Annotated in this window: 16 protein-coding genes; 15 read left to right on the top strand and 1 reads right to left on the bottom strand. The window is 70.3% G+C overall.

Annotation, left to right across the window (positions count from 1 at the left end):
• The first annotated feature begins 198 nt into the window (after nucleotides 1-198).
• The 15 genes from pgsA to OG381_RS10830 all read left to right on the top strand — a co-directional run bounded on the left by pgsA (nucleotide 199) and on the right by OG381_RS10830 (nucleotide 15,441).
• Nucleotides 199-927, top strand: coding sequence for a phosphatidylinositol phosphate synthase (gene pgsA, locus OG381_RS10900; protein ID WP_327722437.1), 729 nt, complete (start codon nucleotides 199-201; stop codon nucleotides 925-927).
• Nucleotides 924-1,832, top strand: a complete 909-nt coding sequence (locus tag OG381_RS10895) for a phosphatidylinositol mannoside acyltransferase (protein WP_327715917.1) — start codon at nucleotides 924-926, stop codon at nucleotides 1,830-1,832. Before pgsA ends, OG381_RS10895 begins: the two co-directional genes overlap by 4 nt.
• Nucleotides 1,829-2,998 (top strand): glycosyltransferase family 4 protein, encoded by a 1,170-nt coding sequence (locus OG381_RS10890; RefSeq protein ID WP_327715916.1) that lies wholly within the window; start codon nucleotides 1,829-1,831, stop codon nucleotides 2,996-2,998. Before OG381_RS10895 ends, OG381_RS10890 begins: the two co-directional genes overlap by 4 nt.
• Before the next feature lie 44 nt (nucleotides 2,999-3,042).
• Nucleotides 3,043-3,585 (top strand): hypothetical protein, encoded by a 543-nt coding sequence (locus OG381_RS10885; protein WP_327715915.1) that lies wholly within the window; start codon nucleotides 3,043-3,045, stop codon nucleotides 3,583-3,585.
• A gap of 116 nt (nucleotides 3,586-3,701) precedes the next feature.
• A complete protein-coding gene (gene pdxS / locus OG381_RS10880) occupies nucleotides 3,702-4,607 on the top strand; it encodes a pyridoxal 5'-phosphate synthase lyase subunit PdxS (protein ID WP_323185311.1) in 906 nt (301 codons plus the stop codon).
• Nucleotides 4,608-4,614: 7 nt separating this feature from the next.
• Nucleotides 4,615-5,223: a pyridoxal 5'-phosphate synthase glutaminase subunit PdxT gene (pdxT, locus tag OG381_RS10875; RefSeq protein ID WP_327715914.1), complete on the top strand. Its 609-nt coding sequence runs from the start codon at nucleotides 4,615-4,617 to the stop codon at nucleotides 5,221-5,223.
• 51 nt (nucleotides 5,224-5,274) lie between these two features.
• Nucleotides 5,275-6,027: a YebC/PmpR family DNA-binding transcriptional regulator gene (locus OG381_RS10870; RefSeq protein ID WP_266833215.1), complete on the top strand. Its 753-nt coding sequence runs from the start codon at nucleotides 5,275-5,277 to the stop codon at nucleotides 6,025-6,027.
• A gap of 202 nt (nucleotides 6,028-6,229) precedes the next feature.
• Entirely contained in the window at nucleotides 6,230-6,769 is a 540-nt protein-coding gene (gene ruvC / locus OG381_RS10865) for a crossover junction endodeoxyribonuclease RuvC (protein WP_327715913.1), read from the top strand.
• Nucleotides 6,766-7,371 (top strand): Holliday junction branch migration protein RuvA, encoded by a 606-nt coding sequence (gene ruvA / locus OG381_RS10860; RefSeq protein ID WP_327715912.1) that lies wholly within the window; start codon nucleotides 6,766-6,768, stop codon nucleotides 7,369-7,371. Before ruvC ends, ruvA begins: the two co-directional genes overlap by 4 nt.
• A gap of 10 nt (nucleotides 7,372-7,381) precedes the next feature.
• On the top strand, nucleotides 7,382-8,452 hold the full coding sequence (ruvB, locus tag OG381_RS10855; RefSeq protein WP_327715911.1) for a Holliday junction branch migration DNA helicase RuvB: 1,071 nt from the start codon (nucleotides 7,382-7,384) through the stop codon (nucleotides 8,450-8,452).
• Between the two features lie 174 nt (nucleotides 8,453-8,626).
• On the top strand, nucleotides 8,627-9,130 hold the full coding sequence (gene yajC, locus OG381_RS10850; protein WP_327715910.1) for a preprotein translocase subunit YajC: 504 nt from the start codon (nucleotides 8,627-8,629) through the stop codon (nucleotides 9,128-9,130).
• Nucleotides 9,131-9,262: 132 nt separating this feature from the next.
• Nucleotides 9,263-11,026: a protein translocase subunit SecD gene (gene secD, locus OG381_RS10845; RefSeq protein WP_327715909.1), complete on the top strand. Its 1,764-nt coding sequence runs from the start codon at nucleotides 9,263-9,265 to the stop codon at nucleotides 11,024-11,026.
• A gap of 2 nt (nucleotides 11,027-11,028) precedes the next feature.
• Complete coding sequence (gene secF / locus OG381_RS10840; protein WP_327715908.1) at nucleotides 11,029-12,138, top strand: protein translocase subunit SecF; 1,110 nt, start codon at nucleotides 11,029-11,031, stop codon at nucleotides 12,136-12,138.
• The gene (locus tag OG381_RS10835; RefSeq protein ID WP_327715907.1) at nucleotides 12,135-12,674 is read left to right on the top strand and encodes an adenine phosphoribosyltransferase; all 540 of its coding nucleotides are present in this window, start codon (nucleotides 12,135-12,137) and stop codon (nucleotides 12,672-12,674) included. Before secF ends, OG381_RS10835 begins: the two co-directional genes overlap by 4 nt.
• 232 nt (nucleotides 12,675-12,906) lie before the next feature.
• Entirely contained in the window at nucleotides 12,907-15,441 is a 2,535-nt protein-coding gene (locus tag OG381_RS10830; protein ID WP_327715906.1) for a RelA/SpoT family protein, read from the top strand.
• 74 nt (nucleotides 15,442-15,515) lie between these two features.
• On the opposite strand, the gene OG381_RS10825 is transcribed toward OG381_RS10830, so the two are convergent.
• The gene (locus OG381_RS10825) at nucleotides 15,516-16,745 is read right to left on the bottom strand and encodes a DUF349 domain-containing protein (RefSeq protein WP_307033244.1); all 1,230 of its coding nucleotides are present in this window, start codon (nucleotides 16,743-16,745) and stop codon (nucleotides 15,516-15,518) included.
• Nucleotides 16,746-16,799 lie beyond the last annotated feature (54 nt).

Here is a 16,799-nt window from a genome sequence, read left to right as displayed (position 1 = left end):
GCGGATCCTCCTCCGGACTTCGTCCGGGAGGTGCCCCCAGCGATGGCGGCTCCGGTGACGCCCGCGGTTCTTCGAGCTTTCCACTCCGCTCACGGTGCGTCCATACGGCGGACGCGATCCTGCCGTTACCCGTATGCCATGCGGCCGTGACACGGGGCGACAGTGCCCGGCGTTCGCACATGCGCGCGCGTGGCTACGATGGGCCAGCCGGTGGCCAGCAGGGGCCGCGCGGCCACACCGACCCTCGGGAAGGCCATGCTGAACAAGTACGCGCGTGCATTCTTCACGCGTGTCCTCACGCCGTTCGCCTCATTTCTCATCAGAAGGGGCGTCAGCCCTGACACGGTGACGCTGCTCGGCACCGCGGGGGTGGTCGCGGGGGCGCTGGTCTTCTACCCCATGGGCGAGTTCTTCTGGGGCACGGTCGTGATCACGCTGTTCGTGTTCTCGGACCTGGTCGACGGCAACATGGCCCGCCAGCTCGGCCGTTCCAGCCGCTGGGGCGCCTTCCTGGACTCCACGCTCGACCGGGTCGCCGACGGCGCGATCTTCGGCGGCTTCATCCTCTGGTACGCCGGTGGCGGTGACGACCTCGTCCTGTGCGCGGTCTCGATCTTCTGCCTGGCGAGCGGCCAGGTGGTGTCGTACACCAAGGCCCGGGGCGAGTCGATCGGGCTGCCGGTCGCCGTCAACGGTCTCGTCGAGCGGGCCGAGCGACTGGTGATCTCGCTGGTCGCGGCCGGTCTCGCGGGTCTACACGCGTTCGGTGTGCCGGGCATCCAGTACCTGCTGCCGGTCGCCCTGTGGATCGTCGCCGTCGGCAGCCTCGTCACGCTGATCCAGCGCGTGGTCACGGTCCGCCGCGAGGCGGCGGAGGCGGACGCGGCCACCCCGCAGGAGACCCAGGGGAGCGAGGCGGCGAAGTGAGTGCCCAGGACCGGCTCATCGACGCGCTGTACGGCCTCGGCTGGGGAGCGGTGAAGAAACTCCCCGAGCCGGTCGCCGCACGCCTCGGCCGGACCATCGCCGATCTCGCCTGGAAGCAGCGCGGCAAGGGCGTGCGGCGGCTGGAGAGCAACTACGCGCGCGTGGTGCCCGACGCGACCCCTGAGCGCCTCGCCGAGCTGTCCCGCGCGGGCATGCGCTCGTACCTGCGCTACTGGATGGAGTCCTTCCGGCTGCCCGCCTGGAGCAAGGAGCGCATCAGGGGCGGCTTCGACCCCAAGGACCTGCACCACCTGACCGAGGGCCTCGCCTCCGGCCGGGGTGTCGTCCTGGCGCTCCCGCACATGGCCAACTGGGACCTCGCCGGCGCCTGGGTCACCACTCAGCTGGAGACGCCGTTCACCACCGTCGCGGAACGGCTCAAGCCGGAGACGCTGTACGACCGGTTCGTCGCCTATCGCGAGGGCCTCGGCATGGAGGTCCTGCCGCACAGCGGCGGCACCGCCTTCGGCACCCTGGCCCGGCGGCTGCGCGACGGCGGCCTGGTCTGTCTGGTCGCCGAGCGCGACCTGTCCTCCTCCGGCGTCGAGGTCCAGTTCTTCGGCGAGGCGACCCGGATCCCCGCGGGCCCGGCGCTCCTCGCCCAGCAGACCGGCGCGCTGCTGCTGCCGGTGACGCTCTGGTACGACGACTCTCCCGTCATGCGGGGCAGGGTGCACCCCCCGGTCGAGGTGCCCGAGACAGGTACCCGCGCTGAGAAGACGTCTGTCATGGCACAGGCGCTGGCCGATGCCTTCGCCTCGGGGATCGCCGACCATCCGGAGGACTGGCACATGCTGCAGCGCTTGTGGCTCAAGGATCTCGACCCCAGTAAGGGGCCCTCGTGAGGATCGGCATCGTCTGCCCGTACTCCTGGGACGTGCCGGGCGGCGTCCAGTTCCACATCCGTGATCTCGCCGAGTACTTCATCCGCCTCGGCCACGACGTGTCCGTCCTGGCCCCGGCCGACGACGACACCCCGCTGCCGCCCTACGTCGTCTCGGCGGGCCGCGCGGTGCCGGTGCCGTACAACGGCTCGGTGGCCCGGCTGAACTTCGGCTTCCTCAGCGCCGCGCGGGTACGCCGCTGGCTGCACGACGGCGAGTTCGACGTCGTCCACATCCACGAGCCGTCCTCGCCCTCGCTGGGCCTGCTGGCCTGCTGGGCGGCGCAGGGCCCGCTCGTCGCGACCTTCCACACCTCGAACCCGCGTTCCAAGGCGATGATCGCCGCGTACTCCATCCTCCAGGCCGCCCTGGAGAAGATCAGCGCGCGCATCGCGGTGAGCGAGTACGCCCGCCGCACGCTGGTGGAGCACCTCGGCGGGGACGCGGTCGTCATCCCGAACGGTGTCGACGTCGACTTCTTCGCCAAGGCCGAGCCCAACCCCGAGTGGCAGGGCGACACCCTCGGCTTCGTCGGCCGCATCGACGAGCCCCGCAAGGGTCTGCCGGTGCTGATGAAGGCCCTGCCGAAGATCCTCGCCGAGCGCCCGCAGACCCGGCTCCTGGTGGCCGGGCGCGGCGACGAGAAGGAGGCCGTGGAGAACCTGCCCGCCGAACTCCGCTCGCGCGTGGAGTTCCTCGGCATGGTCAGCGACGAGGACAAGGCGCGCTTCCTGCGCAGCGTCGACCTGTACGTCGCCCCCAACACCGGCGGCGAGAGCTTCGGGATCATCCTGGTCGAGGCGATGTCGGCCGGTGCCCCGGTCCTCGCCTCGGACCTGGACGCCTTCGCCCAGGTGCTCGACCAGGGCGCGGCGGGTGAACTCTTCGCCAACGAGGACGCCGACGCACTGGCCGACGCGGCGCTGCGGCTGCTGGCCGATCCGCAGCGGCGGGCCGAACTGCGGGAGCGCGGGAGCGCCCACGTACGGCGGTTCGACTGGTCGACGGTCGGCGCGGACATCCTTTCGGTGTACGAGACGGTGACGGCGGGCGCGGCCGCGGTGGCGGCGGCCGACGACGACCGCACCACGAGCCTGTTGTCGCGGTTCGGGCTGGCGCGGGACTGAGGGGCGCGTAGGACCGGGGCCGTACGTCGGTAACCTTTGCGCCCGTGACCCCAACCCTCATCTGGACCCTCGTCGCCCTGATCGCGATCGGCCTCTACTTGAGCTGGACCGCAGGACGACTGGACCGGCTGCACGCCCGGATCGACGCCTCCCGGGCCGCGCTGGACGCGCAGCTGCTGCGGCGCGCCTCGGTGGCCCAGGAGCTGGCGACCTCCGGTGTCCTCGACCCGGCCGCCTCGATCGTGCTCTACGAGGCGGCGCACGCCGCGCGCCAGGCCGAGGAGGAGCAACGGGAGGTCGCCGAGAGCGAGCTGACCCAGGCCCTGCGAGCCGTCTTCGCGGAGACGCCGCAGGTGGAGACGGTGCGGGAGGCGCCCGGGGGAGTGGAGGCCGTCCGGGAGCTGACCGAGGCGGTGCGCCGGGTGCCGATGGCCCGGCGCTTCCACAACGACTCCGTACGGGCCGCCCGTGCCCTGCGCCGCCACCGCAAGGTCCGCTGGTTCCGGCTGGCGGGTCACGCCCCGTTCCCGCTGGCGTTCGAGATGGACGACGAGCCTCCTGTGGCCCTGGTGGACCGGGCCGCGTAGCCGCGCCCGCTCGGAAAACGATCCACCGCCTCCCCATTGGCCCTTGCTGTGGACTGCTCGCTTCACGTTTCCTCGGTACTGCAGAAATCCTCTTTTCACATCAGCGAGGTCAATCCGTGTCCCTCACCGAGAACCAGGCCCCCGAGACCGGCACCGCCCGTGTGAAGCGCGGCATGGCCGAGCAGCTCAAGGGCGGCGTGATCATGGACGTGGTCAACGCCGAGCAGGCGAAGATCGCCGAGGACGCCGGCGCCGTGGCCGTCATGGCCCTGGAGCGGGTCCCCGCCGACATCCGCAAGGACGGCGGCGTGGCCCGGATGTCGGACCCCACCATGATCGAGGAGATCATCGAGGCGGTCTCCATCCCCGTGATGGCCAAGTCCCGCATCGGCCACTTCGTCGAGGCCCAGGTCCTGCAGTCGCTCGGCGTCGACTACATCGACGAGTCCGAGGTCCTCACCCCGGCCGACGAGGTCAACCACTCCGACAAGTGGGCCTTCACGACCCCCTTCGTCTGTGGCGCCACCAACCTCGGTGAGGCCCTGCGCCGTATCGCCGAGGGCGCGGCCATGATCCGCTCCAAGGGCGAGGCCGGCACCGGCAACGTCGTCGAGGCCGTCCGTCACCTGCGCCAGATCAAGAACGAGATCGCCCGTCTGCGCGGCTACGACAACAACGAGCTGTACGCCGCCGCCAAGGAGCTGCGCGCCCCGTACGAGCTCGTCAAGGAAGTCTCCGAGCTCGGCAAGCTCCCGGTGGTCCTGTTCTCCGCCGGTGGCGTCGCCACCCCCGCCGACGCCGCCCTGATGCGCCAGCTCGGCGCCGAGGGTGTCTTCGTCGGCTCCGGCATCTTCAAGTCCGGCGACCCGGCCAAGCGCGCCGCCGCCATCGTGAAGGCCACCACCTTCTACGACGACCCGAAGATCATCGCGGACGCCTCCCGCAACCTGGGCGAGGCCATGGTCGGCATCAACTGCGACACCCTCCCCGAGTCCGAGCGCTACGCCAACCGCGGCTGGTAAGCACTCCATGTCGAACGAAGCACCGGTCATCGGCGTCCTGGCTCTCCAGGGCGACGTACGGGAGCACCTCATCGCCCTGGCCGCGGCGGACGCCGTGGCCAGGCCGGTCAGGCGCCCCGAGGAACTCGCCGAGATCGACGGCCTGGTCATCCCCGGCGGGGAGTCCACGACCATCTCCAAACTGGCCGTCCTGTTCGGCGTGATGGAGCCGCTCCGCGCGCGCGTGCGTGCCGGAATGCCTGTCTACGGCACCTGCGCGGGCATGATCATGCTGGCCGACAAGATCCTCGACCCGCGCTCGGGCCAGGAGACGATCGGCGGCATCGACATGATCGTGCGCCGCAACGCCTTCGGGCGGCAGAACGAGTCCTTCGAAGCGACGGTCGACGTCGAGGGCGTCGAGGGCGATGCTGTGGAGGGCGTCTTCATCCGCGCCCCCTGGGTCGAGTCCGTGGGCGCCGAGACCGAGGTGCTCGCCGAGCACGACGGCCACATCGTCGCGGTCCGCCAGGGCAACGCGCTCGCCACGTCGTTCCACCCGGAGCTGACCGGCGACCACCGCGTGCACGCCCTGTTCGTCGACATGGTGCGCGCGAACCGGACGCCGGGGTCCTAGTAGGATCTCTGGCGTTCGTAAAGAGTTGGGTTACGCGAAGGAGACAGGCAGATGTCCGGCCACTCTAAATGGGCTACGACGAAGCACAAGAAGGCCGTGATCGACGCCAAGCGCGGCAAGCTCTTCGCGAAGATGATCAAGAACATCGAGGTCGCGGCCCGCACGGGTGGCGCCGACGTGTCCGGCAACCCGACGCTCTTCGACGCCATCCAGAAGGCCAAGAAGAGCTCGGTCCCGAACAAGAACATCGACTCCGCGGTCAAGCGCGGCGCCGGTCTCGAGGCCGGTGGCGCCGACTACGAGACGATCATGTACGAGGGCTACGGTCCGAACGGTGTCGCGGTGCTCATCGAGTGCCTCACCGACAACCGCAACCGCGCCGCCTCCGACGTGCGGGTCGCCATGACCCGCAACGGCGGTTCGATGGCCGACCCGGGCTCTGTCTCCTACCTCTTCAACCGCAAGGGCGTCGTGATCGTCCCCAAGGGCGAGCTGACCGAGGACGACGTCCTGGGAGCCGTCCTGGACGCGGGTGCCGAGGAAGTCAACGACCTCGGTGAGTCCTTCGAGATCCTCTCCGAGGCCACCGACCTGGTCGCGGTCCGTACCGCCCTCCAGGACGCCGGGATCGACTACGACTCCGCCGACGCCAACTTCGTCCCGACCATGCAGGTCGAGCTCGACGAGGAAGGCGCCCGCAAGATCTTCAAGCTGATCGACGCCCTCGAGGACAGCGACGACGTGCAGAACGTCTTCGCCAACTTCGACGTCAGCGACGAGGTCATGGAGAAGGTCGACGCGTAGCGCTGCCGCGAGTTGAGCCGTTTCGGCGGGCCGGTGGGACACGTCCCACCGGCCCGCCGCCATTGTCGGTGGCAGCGGATAGCCTGACGAGAGTCAAAGATCGCCGTCCGCGGGCCGCAACCATCAAGTGAGGAACCCCGACGGCGCTCAGCCACGTCCGCGAGAGCGGCGGCGGTTCAGCCGCGAAGAGGGGAGGGGCGCGGTGCGTGTACTCGGGGTGGACCCCGGACTGACGCGGTGCGGTGTCGGTGTCGTCGAGGGGGTCGCGGGCCGACCGCTCACCATGGTCGGCGTCGGCGTCGTACGCACGCCCGCCGACGCCGAGTTGGGGCAGCGCCTCGTCGCCATCGAGCAGGGCATCGAGCAGTGGCTCGACGAGCACCGGCCCGAACTCGTCGCCGTGGAGCGGGTGTTCAGCCAGCACAACGTACGGACCGTGATGGGCACCGCCCAGGCCAGCGCCGTCGCCATGCTCTGCGCCGCCCGCCGCGGCATCCCCGTCGCCCTGCACACCCCCAGCGAGGTCAAGGCCGCCGTCACCGGCAGCGGCCGCGCCGACAAGGCCCAGGTCGGCGCCATGGTCACCCGCCTGCTCCGGCTCGACGCACCGCCCAAGCCCGCCGACGCCGCCGACGCCCTCGCCCTCGCCATCTGCCACATCTGGCGCGCCCCCGCACAGAACAGGCTCCAGCAGGCGGTCGCCCTGCACGCAGCCAACGCAACGAAAGGCCGTACGGCATGATCGCCTTCGTGAGCGGCACGATCGCCGCACTCGCCCCCGACGCCGCCGTCGTCGAGGTCGGCGGTGTCGGCATGGCCGTGCAGTGCACGCCCAACACCCTGTCCACGCTCCGCCTGGGCAAGCCGGCCAAGCTCGCCACCTCCCTCGTCGTACGGGAGGACTCGCTGACCCTCTACGGCTTCGTGGACGACGACGAACGCCAGGTCTTCGAACTGCTCCAGACCGCGAGCGGCGTCGGCCCCCGCCTGGCCCAGGCGATGCTGGCCGTACACGCCCCCGACACCCTGCGCAGGGCGGTGGCCACAGGCGACGAGAAGGCGCTGATCGCCGTCCCCGGCATCGGCAAGAAGGGCGCCCAGAAGCTGCTCCTGGAGCTGAAGGACCGCCTGGGCGAGCCCATCGGCGCCCCCGCCGTCGGCTCCCCGGTCACCCAGGGCTGGCGCGACCAGCTGCACGCGGCCCTGATCGGCCTCGGCTACGCGACCCGCGAGGCCGACGAGGCCGTGTCCGCCGTGGCCCCCCAGGCCGAGGCCGCCGACGGCACCCCGCAGGTGGGCCAACTGCTGAAGGCCGCCCTGCAGACCCTGAACCGCGCCCGCTAGGAGAACGTCAGTGAACTGGGACGACACCACCGACGCGACCGCCCCCGAGCGGCTGGTGGACTCTGTCGCCGACCGCGAGGACCAGGCCGTCGAGGCCGCCCTGCGCCCCAAGGACCTGGGCGAGTTCATCGGCCAGGAGAAGGTCCGCGAGCAGCTCGACCTCGTCCTGCGCGCCGCACGCGCGCGGGGCGCCACCGCCGACCACGTCCTGCTCTCCGGCGCCCCCGGCCTGGGCAAGACCACCCTCTCGATGATCATCGCGGCCGAGATGGGCGCCCCCATCCGCATCACCTCGGGCCCCGCCATCCAGCACGCCGGCGACCTGGCCGCGATCCTCTCCTCGCTCCAGGAGGGCGAGGTCCTCTTCCTCGACGAGATCCACCGCATGTCCCGGCCCGCCGAGGAGATGCTGTACATGGCGATGGAGGACTTCCGCGTCGACGTGATCGTCGGCAAGGGCCCGGGCGCCACCGCCATCCCCCTCGAACTGCCCCCGTTCACCCTGGTCGGCGCCACCACGCGCGCGGGCCTGCTGCCGCCCCCGCTGCGCGACCGCTTCGGCTTCACCGCGCACATGGAGTTCTACGAGCCCGCCGAACTGGAGCGCGTCATCCACCGCTCCGCGAACCTCCTCGACGTCGAGATCGACACCGACGGCGCCGCCGAGATCGCCGGCCGCTCCCGCGGCACGCCCCGTATCGCCAACCGTCTGCTGCGCCGGGTGCGCGACTACGCCCAGGTCAAAGCGGACGGGTTCATCACACGTGACATCGCGGGGGCCGCGCTGAAGGTCTACGAGGTCGACGCCCGCGGCCTCGACCGCCTGGACCGCGGAGTCCTGGAGGCCCTGCTCAAGCTGTTCGGCGGCGGCCCCGTCGGCCTGTCCACCCTCGCGGTCGCGGTGGGGGAGGAGCGCGAGACCGTCGAGGAGGTCGCCGAGCCCTTCCTCGTCCGGGAGGGTCTGCTGGCCCGCACACCGCGTGGTCGCGTCGCCACTCCCGCCGCATGGGCGCACCTGGGCCTCACGCCGCCTCGCTCCGCGGCCACCGGAAACGGACAACAGGACCTGTTCGGGACGTGATGTCTTTGTGACGGTGCGGGATTGGCCGGGCCAGGAACCCGGGTGCCATGCTGAGCGTTGTTCCCTGCACGCGGACTCGCTTAGACTCCGCCGATGCCGCCTTAGTCGGCGGCGCGCACACCCCCAACCATCAGGCCGCTCACCATCGCGGTCACGTGAAGGAAGTACCGACCCGTGAGTCTCGTGACCCTCCTCCCGTTCGTCGTGCTCATCGGGGCCATGTTCCTGATGACCCGGTCGGCGAAGAAGAAGCAGCAAGCGGCCGCCGACATGCGGAACCAGATGCAGCCCGGCAGTGGCATCCGCACCATCGGGGGCATGTACGCCACGGTCAAGGAAGTCAACGACGACACGATCCTCGTCGACGCGGGGCCGGGCGTGGAGCTCCTCTTCGCGAAGAACGCGATCGGTGCCGTCCTGACGGACGACGAGTACAACCGGATCGTCCACGGTGTCGAGCACGACCTGAAGACCGACGTCGTCCCCGACGACGCCTCCTCCCTCACCGGGGCCGACGAGACCGCCGACGAAGCTGCCGCCGCCTCCGACGACGACAAGTCCGTCGACCTCGAGAAGAAGGACGAGCCCGCCGACGAGGCCGAGCCGGCCGCCGAGGCCGCCGAGGCGAAGACGGACGACGTGCCGAAGAAGACCGACGGCGACTCCGACGCGAAGTAGCCGTACCTCTGGGCGCGCGGGCCAGGCCTGCGCGCCCTCGGACGTACGCAGCTCGCAGGGGATCCCGACACCATGTCATGGCCGCCCGCCCGATGACCCGGCGCGAGGCGGCCCGAGAGGGAGTACGAGAAGGTGGCAGCACCCAAGAGGGGCCGGAGCTCGAGTGCCCAGAGCAAGCCAGGGCGCTCGCTGGCCCTCATCCTGATCGCCATCGTGGCGCTCACCGGAGGGATGTTCCTCTCCGGTCACACCACGCCGCGTCTCGGCATCGACCTCGCCGGCGGTACCAGCATCACGCTGGAGGCGAAGGCCGACCAAGGGTCCGCGATCAACAAGGCCAACATGGACACCGCGGTCGACATCATGAACCGCCGTGTCAATGGCCTGGGAGTCTCCGAGGCGGAGGTGCAGACCCAGGGCGACCGCAACATCATCGTGAACATCCCCAAGGGCACCAACTCCAAGGAAGCCCGGGACCAGGTCGGCACCACCGCGAAGCTGTACTTCCGTCCGGTGCTGGCCCAGGATGCCACCGGCGCCGCCGCCGCGACGCCCTCGCCGAGCGCGTCCGCCGGCGGTTCCTCCAGCGCCTCGCCGAGCCCCTCCACGAGCGAGTCGGCCACCACGGGTGAGAAGGCGACCTCGTCGAACTCCCCGTCGGCCTCCGCCACCACGCAGGGCCGCGCCGCCTCCGACGCGCTGAAGGCCGACCCGACCCCGTCGGGTTCCGCCTCCGGCTCGCCCTCTGCCCCCGCGAGCCCGTCCGCCTCCCCGAGCGCCCCCACCGCCGCCGAAGCCAAGCTCCAGGCGGCGTACACCACGCTCGACTGCTCCAAGCAGACGCAGCGCAACAAGGCCGGCGACGGCGTGAAGCCCGAGGACGCGACCGTGGGCTGCGGCGAGATCGGGGGCGTCTGGTACAAGTACCTGCTCGGCCCGGCCGCCGTGGCCGGCACCGAGGTCGACGAGGCCAAGGCCGTCTACGACACGCAGACCGCCGCCGGCTGGCAGGTCACGATGGACTTCAACAAGAGCGGCGCCAAGAAGTTCGCCGACATCACCGGCCAGCTCGCCCAGAACACCCAGCCGCAGAACGAGTTCGGCATCGTCCTCGACGGCCAGGTCGTCTCCAGCCCGACCGTCAGCCAGTCCATCACCGGCGGCCAGGCCCAGATCTCCGGCAGCTTCACGCAGGAGGAGGCCCAGAGCCTCGCCAACATGCTGTCGTACGGCGCGCTCCCGCTCTCCTTCAAGGAGCAGAGCGTGACCACGGTGACCGCCGCCCTCGGCACCGACCAGCTGCACGCCGGTCTGCTCGCCGGTGCGATCGGCCTCGCGCTGGTCATCGTGTACCTGGTGTTCTACTACCGCGGTCTGTCGCTGGTCGCGATCGCCTCGCTGCTCGTCTCCGGCGTCCTCACCTATGTGCTCATGGCGCTGCTCGGCCCGGCCATCGGGTTCGCGCTGAACCTGCCGGCCGTGTGCGGTGCCATCGTCGCCATCGGTATCACCGCGGACTCGTTCATCGTGTACTTCGAACGCATCCGTGACGAGATCCGTGAGGGCCGCTCCCTGCGCCCCGCCGTCGAGCGGGCCTGGCCGCGTGCCCGGCGCACCATCCTGGTCTCCGACTTCGTGTCGTTCCTCGCCGCGGCGGTGCTGTTCATCGTCACCGTCGGCAAGGTCCAGGGCTTCGCGTTCACGCTGGGTCTGACCACCGTCCTCGACGTCGTCGTGGTCTTCTTCTTCACCAAGCCGCTGATGACGCTGCTGGCCCGCCGTCCGTTCTTCGCGAGCGGCAACAAGTGGTCCGGCCTCGACCCGAAGAGCCTGGGTGCCAAGGCGCCACTGCGCCGCACCCGCCGTCCCGCCCCCGTTGAGACGAAGGAGGCGTGAGCATGTCGAAACTCGGCAACCTCGGCGCCCGACTGCACCGTGGCGAGATCAGTTACGACTTCGTCGGCCACCGCAAGCTCTGGTACGGCATCTCGATCCTGATCACCATCACGGCCATCGTCGGCCTGGCGGTGCGCGGCCTGAACATGGGCATCGACTTCCAGGGCGGCGCCGTCTTCACCACCGAGAAGACCAGCATCTCGGTCTCCCAGGCCCAGGAGTACGCGGAAGAGGCCTCCGGCCACGACGCCGTCGTGCAGAAGCTGGGCAACGGCACGCTGCGCATCCAGATCGCCGGCATGGACACCACGCAGTCCGACGAGATCAAGAACAAGCTCGCGTCGGACTTCAAGGTCGACCCGGAGAAGATCGCCGCCGACCTCGTCGGTCCCAGCTGGGGCGACCAGATCGCGAACAAGGCCTGGCAGGGTCTGGCGATCTTCATGGTCCTGGTGGTGATCTATCTGGCGATCGCCTTCGAGTGGCGCATGGCCATCGCGGCGCTCGTCGCACTGATCCACGACATCACCATCACCGTCGGCATCTACGCCCTCGTCGGCTTCGAGGTCACGCCGGGCACGGTGATCGGTCTGCTGACCATCCTCGGTTACTCGCTCTACGACACGGTGGTCGTCTTCGACTCCCTCAAGGAGCAGACGAAGGACATCACCAAGCAGACCCGCTGGACGTACAGCGACGTCGCCAACCGGTCGATCAACGGCACCCTGGTCCGCTCCATCAACACCACGGTGGTCGCGCTGCTGCCGGTGGCGGGCCTGCTGTTCATCGGTGGCGGTTTCCTCGGCGCGGGCACGCTCAACGACATCTCGCTGTCGCTGTTCGTCGGCCTCGCCGCCGGCGCGTACTCCTCGATCTTCATCGCGACGCCGCTCGTGGCGGACCTCAAGGAGCTCGAGCCGCAGATGAAGTCCCTCCGGAAGCGGGTCCTGGCCAAGCGCGCCCAGGCCGGCGCCGAGGGGGAGCAGGCGGAGGCCCGCGGCGAGGGCGCGTACGGTGACGAGCCGGAGGACGCCCACGCGGTCGTCGGCCCGCGCACCCAGCCCGCCTCGCGCACCCGGGGCCGCGGCCGACCCTCGGGGAAGCGGCGATGACCGACATCAAGGAACTGCTGTTCAGCCGCATCCGTGATGTGGCCGACTACCCGGAGCCGGGGGTGATGTTCAAGGACATCACCCCGCTCCTGGCGGACCCGGCGGCCTTCACCGCGCTGACGGACGCACTCGCGGAGATCGCCGGGCGCACCGGCGCGACCAAGGTCGTCGGCCTGGAGGCCCGTGGCTTCATCCTCGGCGCCCCGGTGGCCGTCCGAGCGGGCCTCGGCTTCATCCCCGTACGCAAGGCGGGCAAGCTCCCCGGAGCCACCCTCGGCCAGGCGTACGACCTGGAGTACGGCTCCGCGGAGATCGAGGTGCACGCCGAGGACCTGTCGGCCGACGACCGCGTCCTGATCGTCGACGACGTCCTGGCCACCGGCGGCACCGCCGAGGCCGCGATCCAGCTGATCCGCAGGGCCGGCGCCCAGGTCGCGGGCCTCGCGGTCCTGATGGAACTCGGGTTCCTCGCGGGCCGCCCCCGCCTGGAGTCGGCCCTGGAGGGCGCTCCACTGGAAGCGCTGCTGGTGGTCTGAGACCCACGTAGTGCTCCATGTCTCACGAAACGGCCGTCCCGGTTGATCCGGGGCGGCCGTTTCGCGCTCCACCGGGGCTCCGGGACCCCTCCGGAATGCCGGCGGCGGCCCCTCGCGTTTCTCCGGTAGACGGTCCTCACATCGGCCTGAAGGCGATCCCGAGCCGCAGGATCGCTACCATGGGGTCTCCGGAGCCTGATCGGGGGACCCGGATCGCGCACGAGGAGTCCTCTTGCCAGACGAGGCCCAGCCACTGACCGCCGCCAAGCCCGAGCCTTCGGCAGGCGCCGCGGCCACGCCCGCGCCGAGCGCGAAGAACGCCGCGCAGGGCTCGGTCGAGCACGCCCAGTCCGCGCCCGTCGACAAGTCGGCCGAGCAGCCGCGCCCCAAGCCGGCCGCGCCCGAGCGCCCCGCGCCCGCGTCCACGCCCGCCGCGGTCCGCCCGCCGGCCGGCCAGCCCGCCCGCTCCGGCTCCTCCAACCGCGTCCGCGCCCGTCTCGCCCGCCTCGGCGTCCAGCGCTCCAACCCGTACAACCCGGTCCTGGAGCCGCTGCTGCGGATAGTGCGCAGCAACGACCCGAAGATCGAGACCGCGACCCTCCGCAAGATCGAGACCGCCTACCAGGTCGCCGAGCGCTGGCACCGCGGCCAGAAGCGCAAGAGCGGCGACCCGTACATCACGCACCCCCTCGCGGTGACCACCATCCTCGCCGAGCTCGGCATGGACCCCGCCACCCTCATGGCGGGCCTCCTCCACGACACCGTCGAGGACACCGAGTACGGCCTGGACCAGCTGCGCCGCGACTTCGGCGACTCGGTCGCCCTGCTCGTCGACGGCGTCACCAAGCTGGACAAGGTCAAGTTCGGCGAGGCCGCCCAGGCCGAGACCGTGCGCAAGATGGTCGTCGCCATGGCCAAGGACCCGCGCGTCCTGGTCATCAAGCTCGCCGACCGCCTGCACAACATGCGCACCATGCGCTATCTCAAGCGCGAGAAGCAGGAGAAGAAGGCGCGCGAGACCCTCGAGATCTACGCGCCGCTCGCCCACCGCCTGGGCATGAACACCATCAAGTGGGAACTGGAGGACCTCGCCTTCGCGATCCTCTACCCCAAGATGTACGACGAGATCGTCCGCCTCGTCGCCGAGCGCGCCCCCAAGCGCGACGAGTACCTCGCCATAGTGACCGACGAGGTGCAGCAGGATCTGCGCGCGGCCCGCATCAAGGCGACCGTCACCGGCCGTCCGAAGCACTACTACAGCGTCTACCAGAAGATGATCGTCCGCGGCCGTGACTTCGCGGAGATCTACGACCTGGTGGGCATCCGCGTCCTCGTGGACACGGTCAGGGACTGCTACGCGGCCCTGGGCACCGTCCACGCCCGCTGGAACCCGGTTCCGGGGCGGTTCAAGGACTACATCGCGATGCCCAAGTTCAACATGTACCAGTCGCTGCACACCACGGTCATCGGCCCCAACGGCAAGCCCGTCGAGCTCCAGATCCGCACCTTCGACATGCACCGCCGCGCCGAGTACGGCATCGCCGCGCACTGGAAGTACAAGCAGGAGGCCGTCGCCGGGACCTCCAAGGTGCGTTCGGACCAGCCGAGGACCACCGGCAAGGACGACCACCTCAACGACATGGCGTGGCTGCGCCAGTTGCTCGACTGGCAGAAGGAGACCGAGGACCCCGGAGAGTTCCTGGAGTCCCTGCGCTTCGACCTGTCGCGCAACGAGGTCTTCGTCTTCACCCCCAAGGGCGACGTGATAGCGCTGCCCGCCGGCGCGACACCCGTGGACTTCTCGTACGCGGTCCACACCGAGGTCGGCCACCGCACCATAGGGGCGAGGGTCAACGGCCGTCTCGTACCGCTCGAATCCACCCTGGACAACGGCGACTTGGTGGAGGTCTTCACCTCCAAGGCGGCCGGCGCGGGCCCGTCCCGCGACTGGCTCGGGTTCGTCAAGTCCCCGCGGGCCCGCAACAAGATCCGGGCCTGGTTCTCCAAGGAGCGCCGCGACGAGGCGATCGAGCAGGGCAAGGACGCCATCGTCCGTGCGATGCGCAAGCAGAACCTGCCGATCCAGCGCATCCTGACCGGCGACTCCCTGGTCACGCTCGCGCACGAGATGCGGTACTCCGACATCTCCGCGCTGTACGCGGCGATCGGCGAGGGGCATGTCTCCGCGCAGAACATCGTGCAGAAACTCGTCTCCGCGCTCGGCGGCGAGGAGGCGGCCACCGAGGAGATCGACGAGTCGGTCCCACCGTCCCACGGCCGCGGGCGCAAGCGCCGCACCAGCACCGACCCGGGCGTCGTCGTCAAGGGCGTCGACGACGTGTGGGTCAAGCTCGCCCGCTGCTGCACCCCCGTACCCGGCGACCCCATCATCGGTTTCGTCACCCGCGGTAGCGGCGTATCGGTTCACCGCAGCGACTGTGTGAACGTGGAGTCACTGTCCCGCGAGCCCGAGCGCATCCTCGAGGTCGAGTGGGCGCCCACCCAGTCCTCGGTCTTCCTGGTCGCCATCCAGGTCGAGGCCCTGGACCGCTCCCGGCTCCTCTCCGACGTCACCCGCGTCCTGTCCGACCAGCACGTCAACATCCTCTCCGCGGCCGTCCAGACCTCCCGCGACCGCGTCGCCACCTCCCGCTTCACCTTCGAGATGGGCGACCCGAAGCACCTCGGCCACGTCCTGAAGGCGGTACGCGGCGTGGAGGGCGTCTACGACGTCTACCGCGTGACGTCGGCGCGCGCCCGGGCGTAGGGCAGAGCACGAGAAGGGCCCCGTACACGACGTACGGGGCCCTTCTCGTCGTAGCGGCAGCTGAACCGCGGCTGTCAGCCGCCGAACTCCTGCAGGCCCTTCAGCGCCTGGTCCAGAAGCGCCTGGCGGCCCTCCAGCTCACGCTCGAGCTTGTCGGCGCGGGCGTTGTTGCCCTGGGCGCGGGCCTGCTCGATCTGGCGCTGGAGCTTGGCCACGGCGTCCTGGAGCTGACCGGTGAGACCCTCGGCACGCGCGCGTGCCTCCGGGTTCGTCCGGCGCCACTCGGTCTCCTCGGCCTCCTGGATGGCCCGCTCGACGGCGTGCATCCGGCCCTCGACCTTGGGACGCGCGTCGCGCGGGACGTGGCCGATGGCCTCCCAGCGCTCGTTGATCTGGCGGAACGCGGACCGCGCCGCCTTGAGGTCGGTGACCGGGAGGATCTTCTCGGCCTCCCCGGCCAGCTCCTCCTTGAGCTTCAGGTTCTCCGTCTGCTCGGCGTCACGCTCGGCGAAGACCGAGCTGCGAGCGGCGAAGAAGACGTCCTGGGCGCCGCGGAAGCGGTTCCACAGGTCGTCCTCGTGCTCGCGCTGGGCCCGGCCCGCGGCCTTCCACTCCGCCATCAGCTCGCGGTAGCGGGCGGCCGTCGGACCCCAGTCGGTGGAGCCGGACAGCGCCTCGGCCTCGGAGACCAGCCGTTCCTTGGTCTTGCGGGCCTCCTCGCGCTGTGCGTCGAGCGAGGCGAAGTGGGCCTTGCGACGCTTGGAGAACGCCGACCGGGCGTGCGAGAAGCGGTGCCACAGCTCGTCGTCGGACTTGCGGTCCAGCCGCGGCAGACCCTTCCAGGTGTCCACCAGGGCCCGCAGCCGCTCACCGGCCGCCCGCCACTGGTCGGACTGGGCCAGCTCCTCCGCCTCGACGACCAGCGCCTCCTTGGAGTGACGGGCCTCGTCGGACTGCTTGGCGCGCTGCTGCTTGCGCTCCTCGCGGCGCTTCTCGACCGTCTCCACGAGCTTGTCCAGACGCACCTTGAGGGCGTCCAGATCACCGACCGCGTGGTGCGCGTCCACCTGCTCGCGGATGTGGTCGATGGCGACCTGCGCGTCCTTCGCCGACAGATCGGTGGTCTTCACTCGCTTCTCGAGGAGGCCGATCTCGACAACCAGGCCCTCGTACTTGCGCTCGAAGTAGGCCAGCGCCTCCTCAGGGGAGCCGGCCTGCCAGGAACCGACGACCTGCTCGCCGTCGGCCGTACGCACGTACACGGTCCCCGTCTCGTCGACGCGGCCCCACGGGTCGCTGCTCACAGCGCCTCCTCCACATGATGCCTGCATGGGGCTTCAGCACCCCCGGGCATCGTC

This window comes from Streptomyces sp. NBC_00490 (assembly GCF_036013645.1).
Lineage (GTDB): Bacteria > Actinomycetota > Actinomycetes > Streptomycetales > Streptomycetaceae > Streptomyces > Streptomyces canus_F.
The sequence above is the reverse complement of the archived record's forward strand: the minus strand, read 5'-3'. Positions and strand labels throughout refer to the sequence as shown.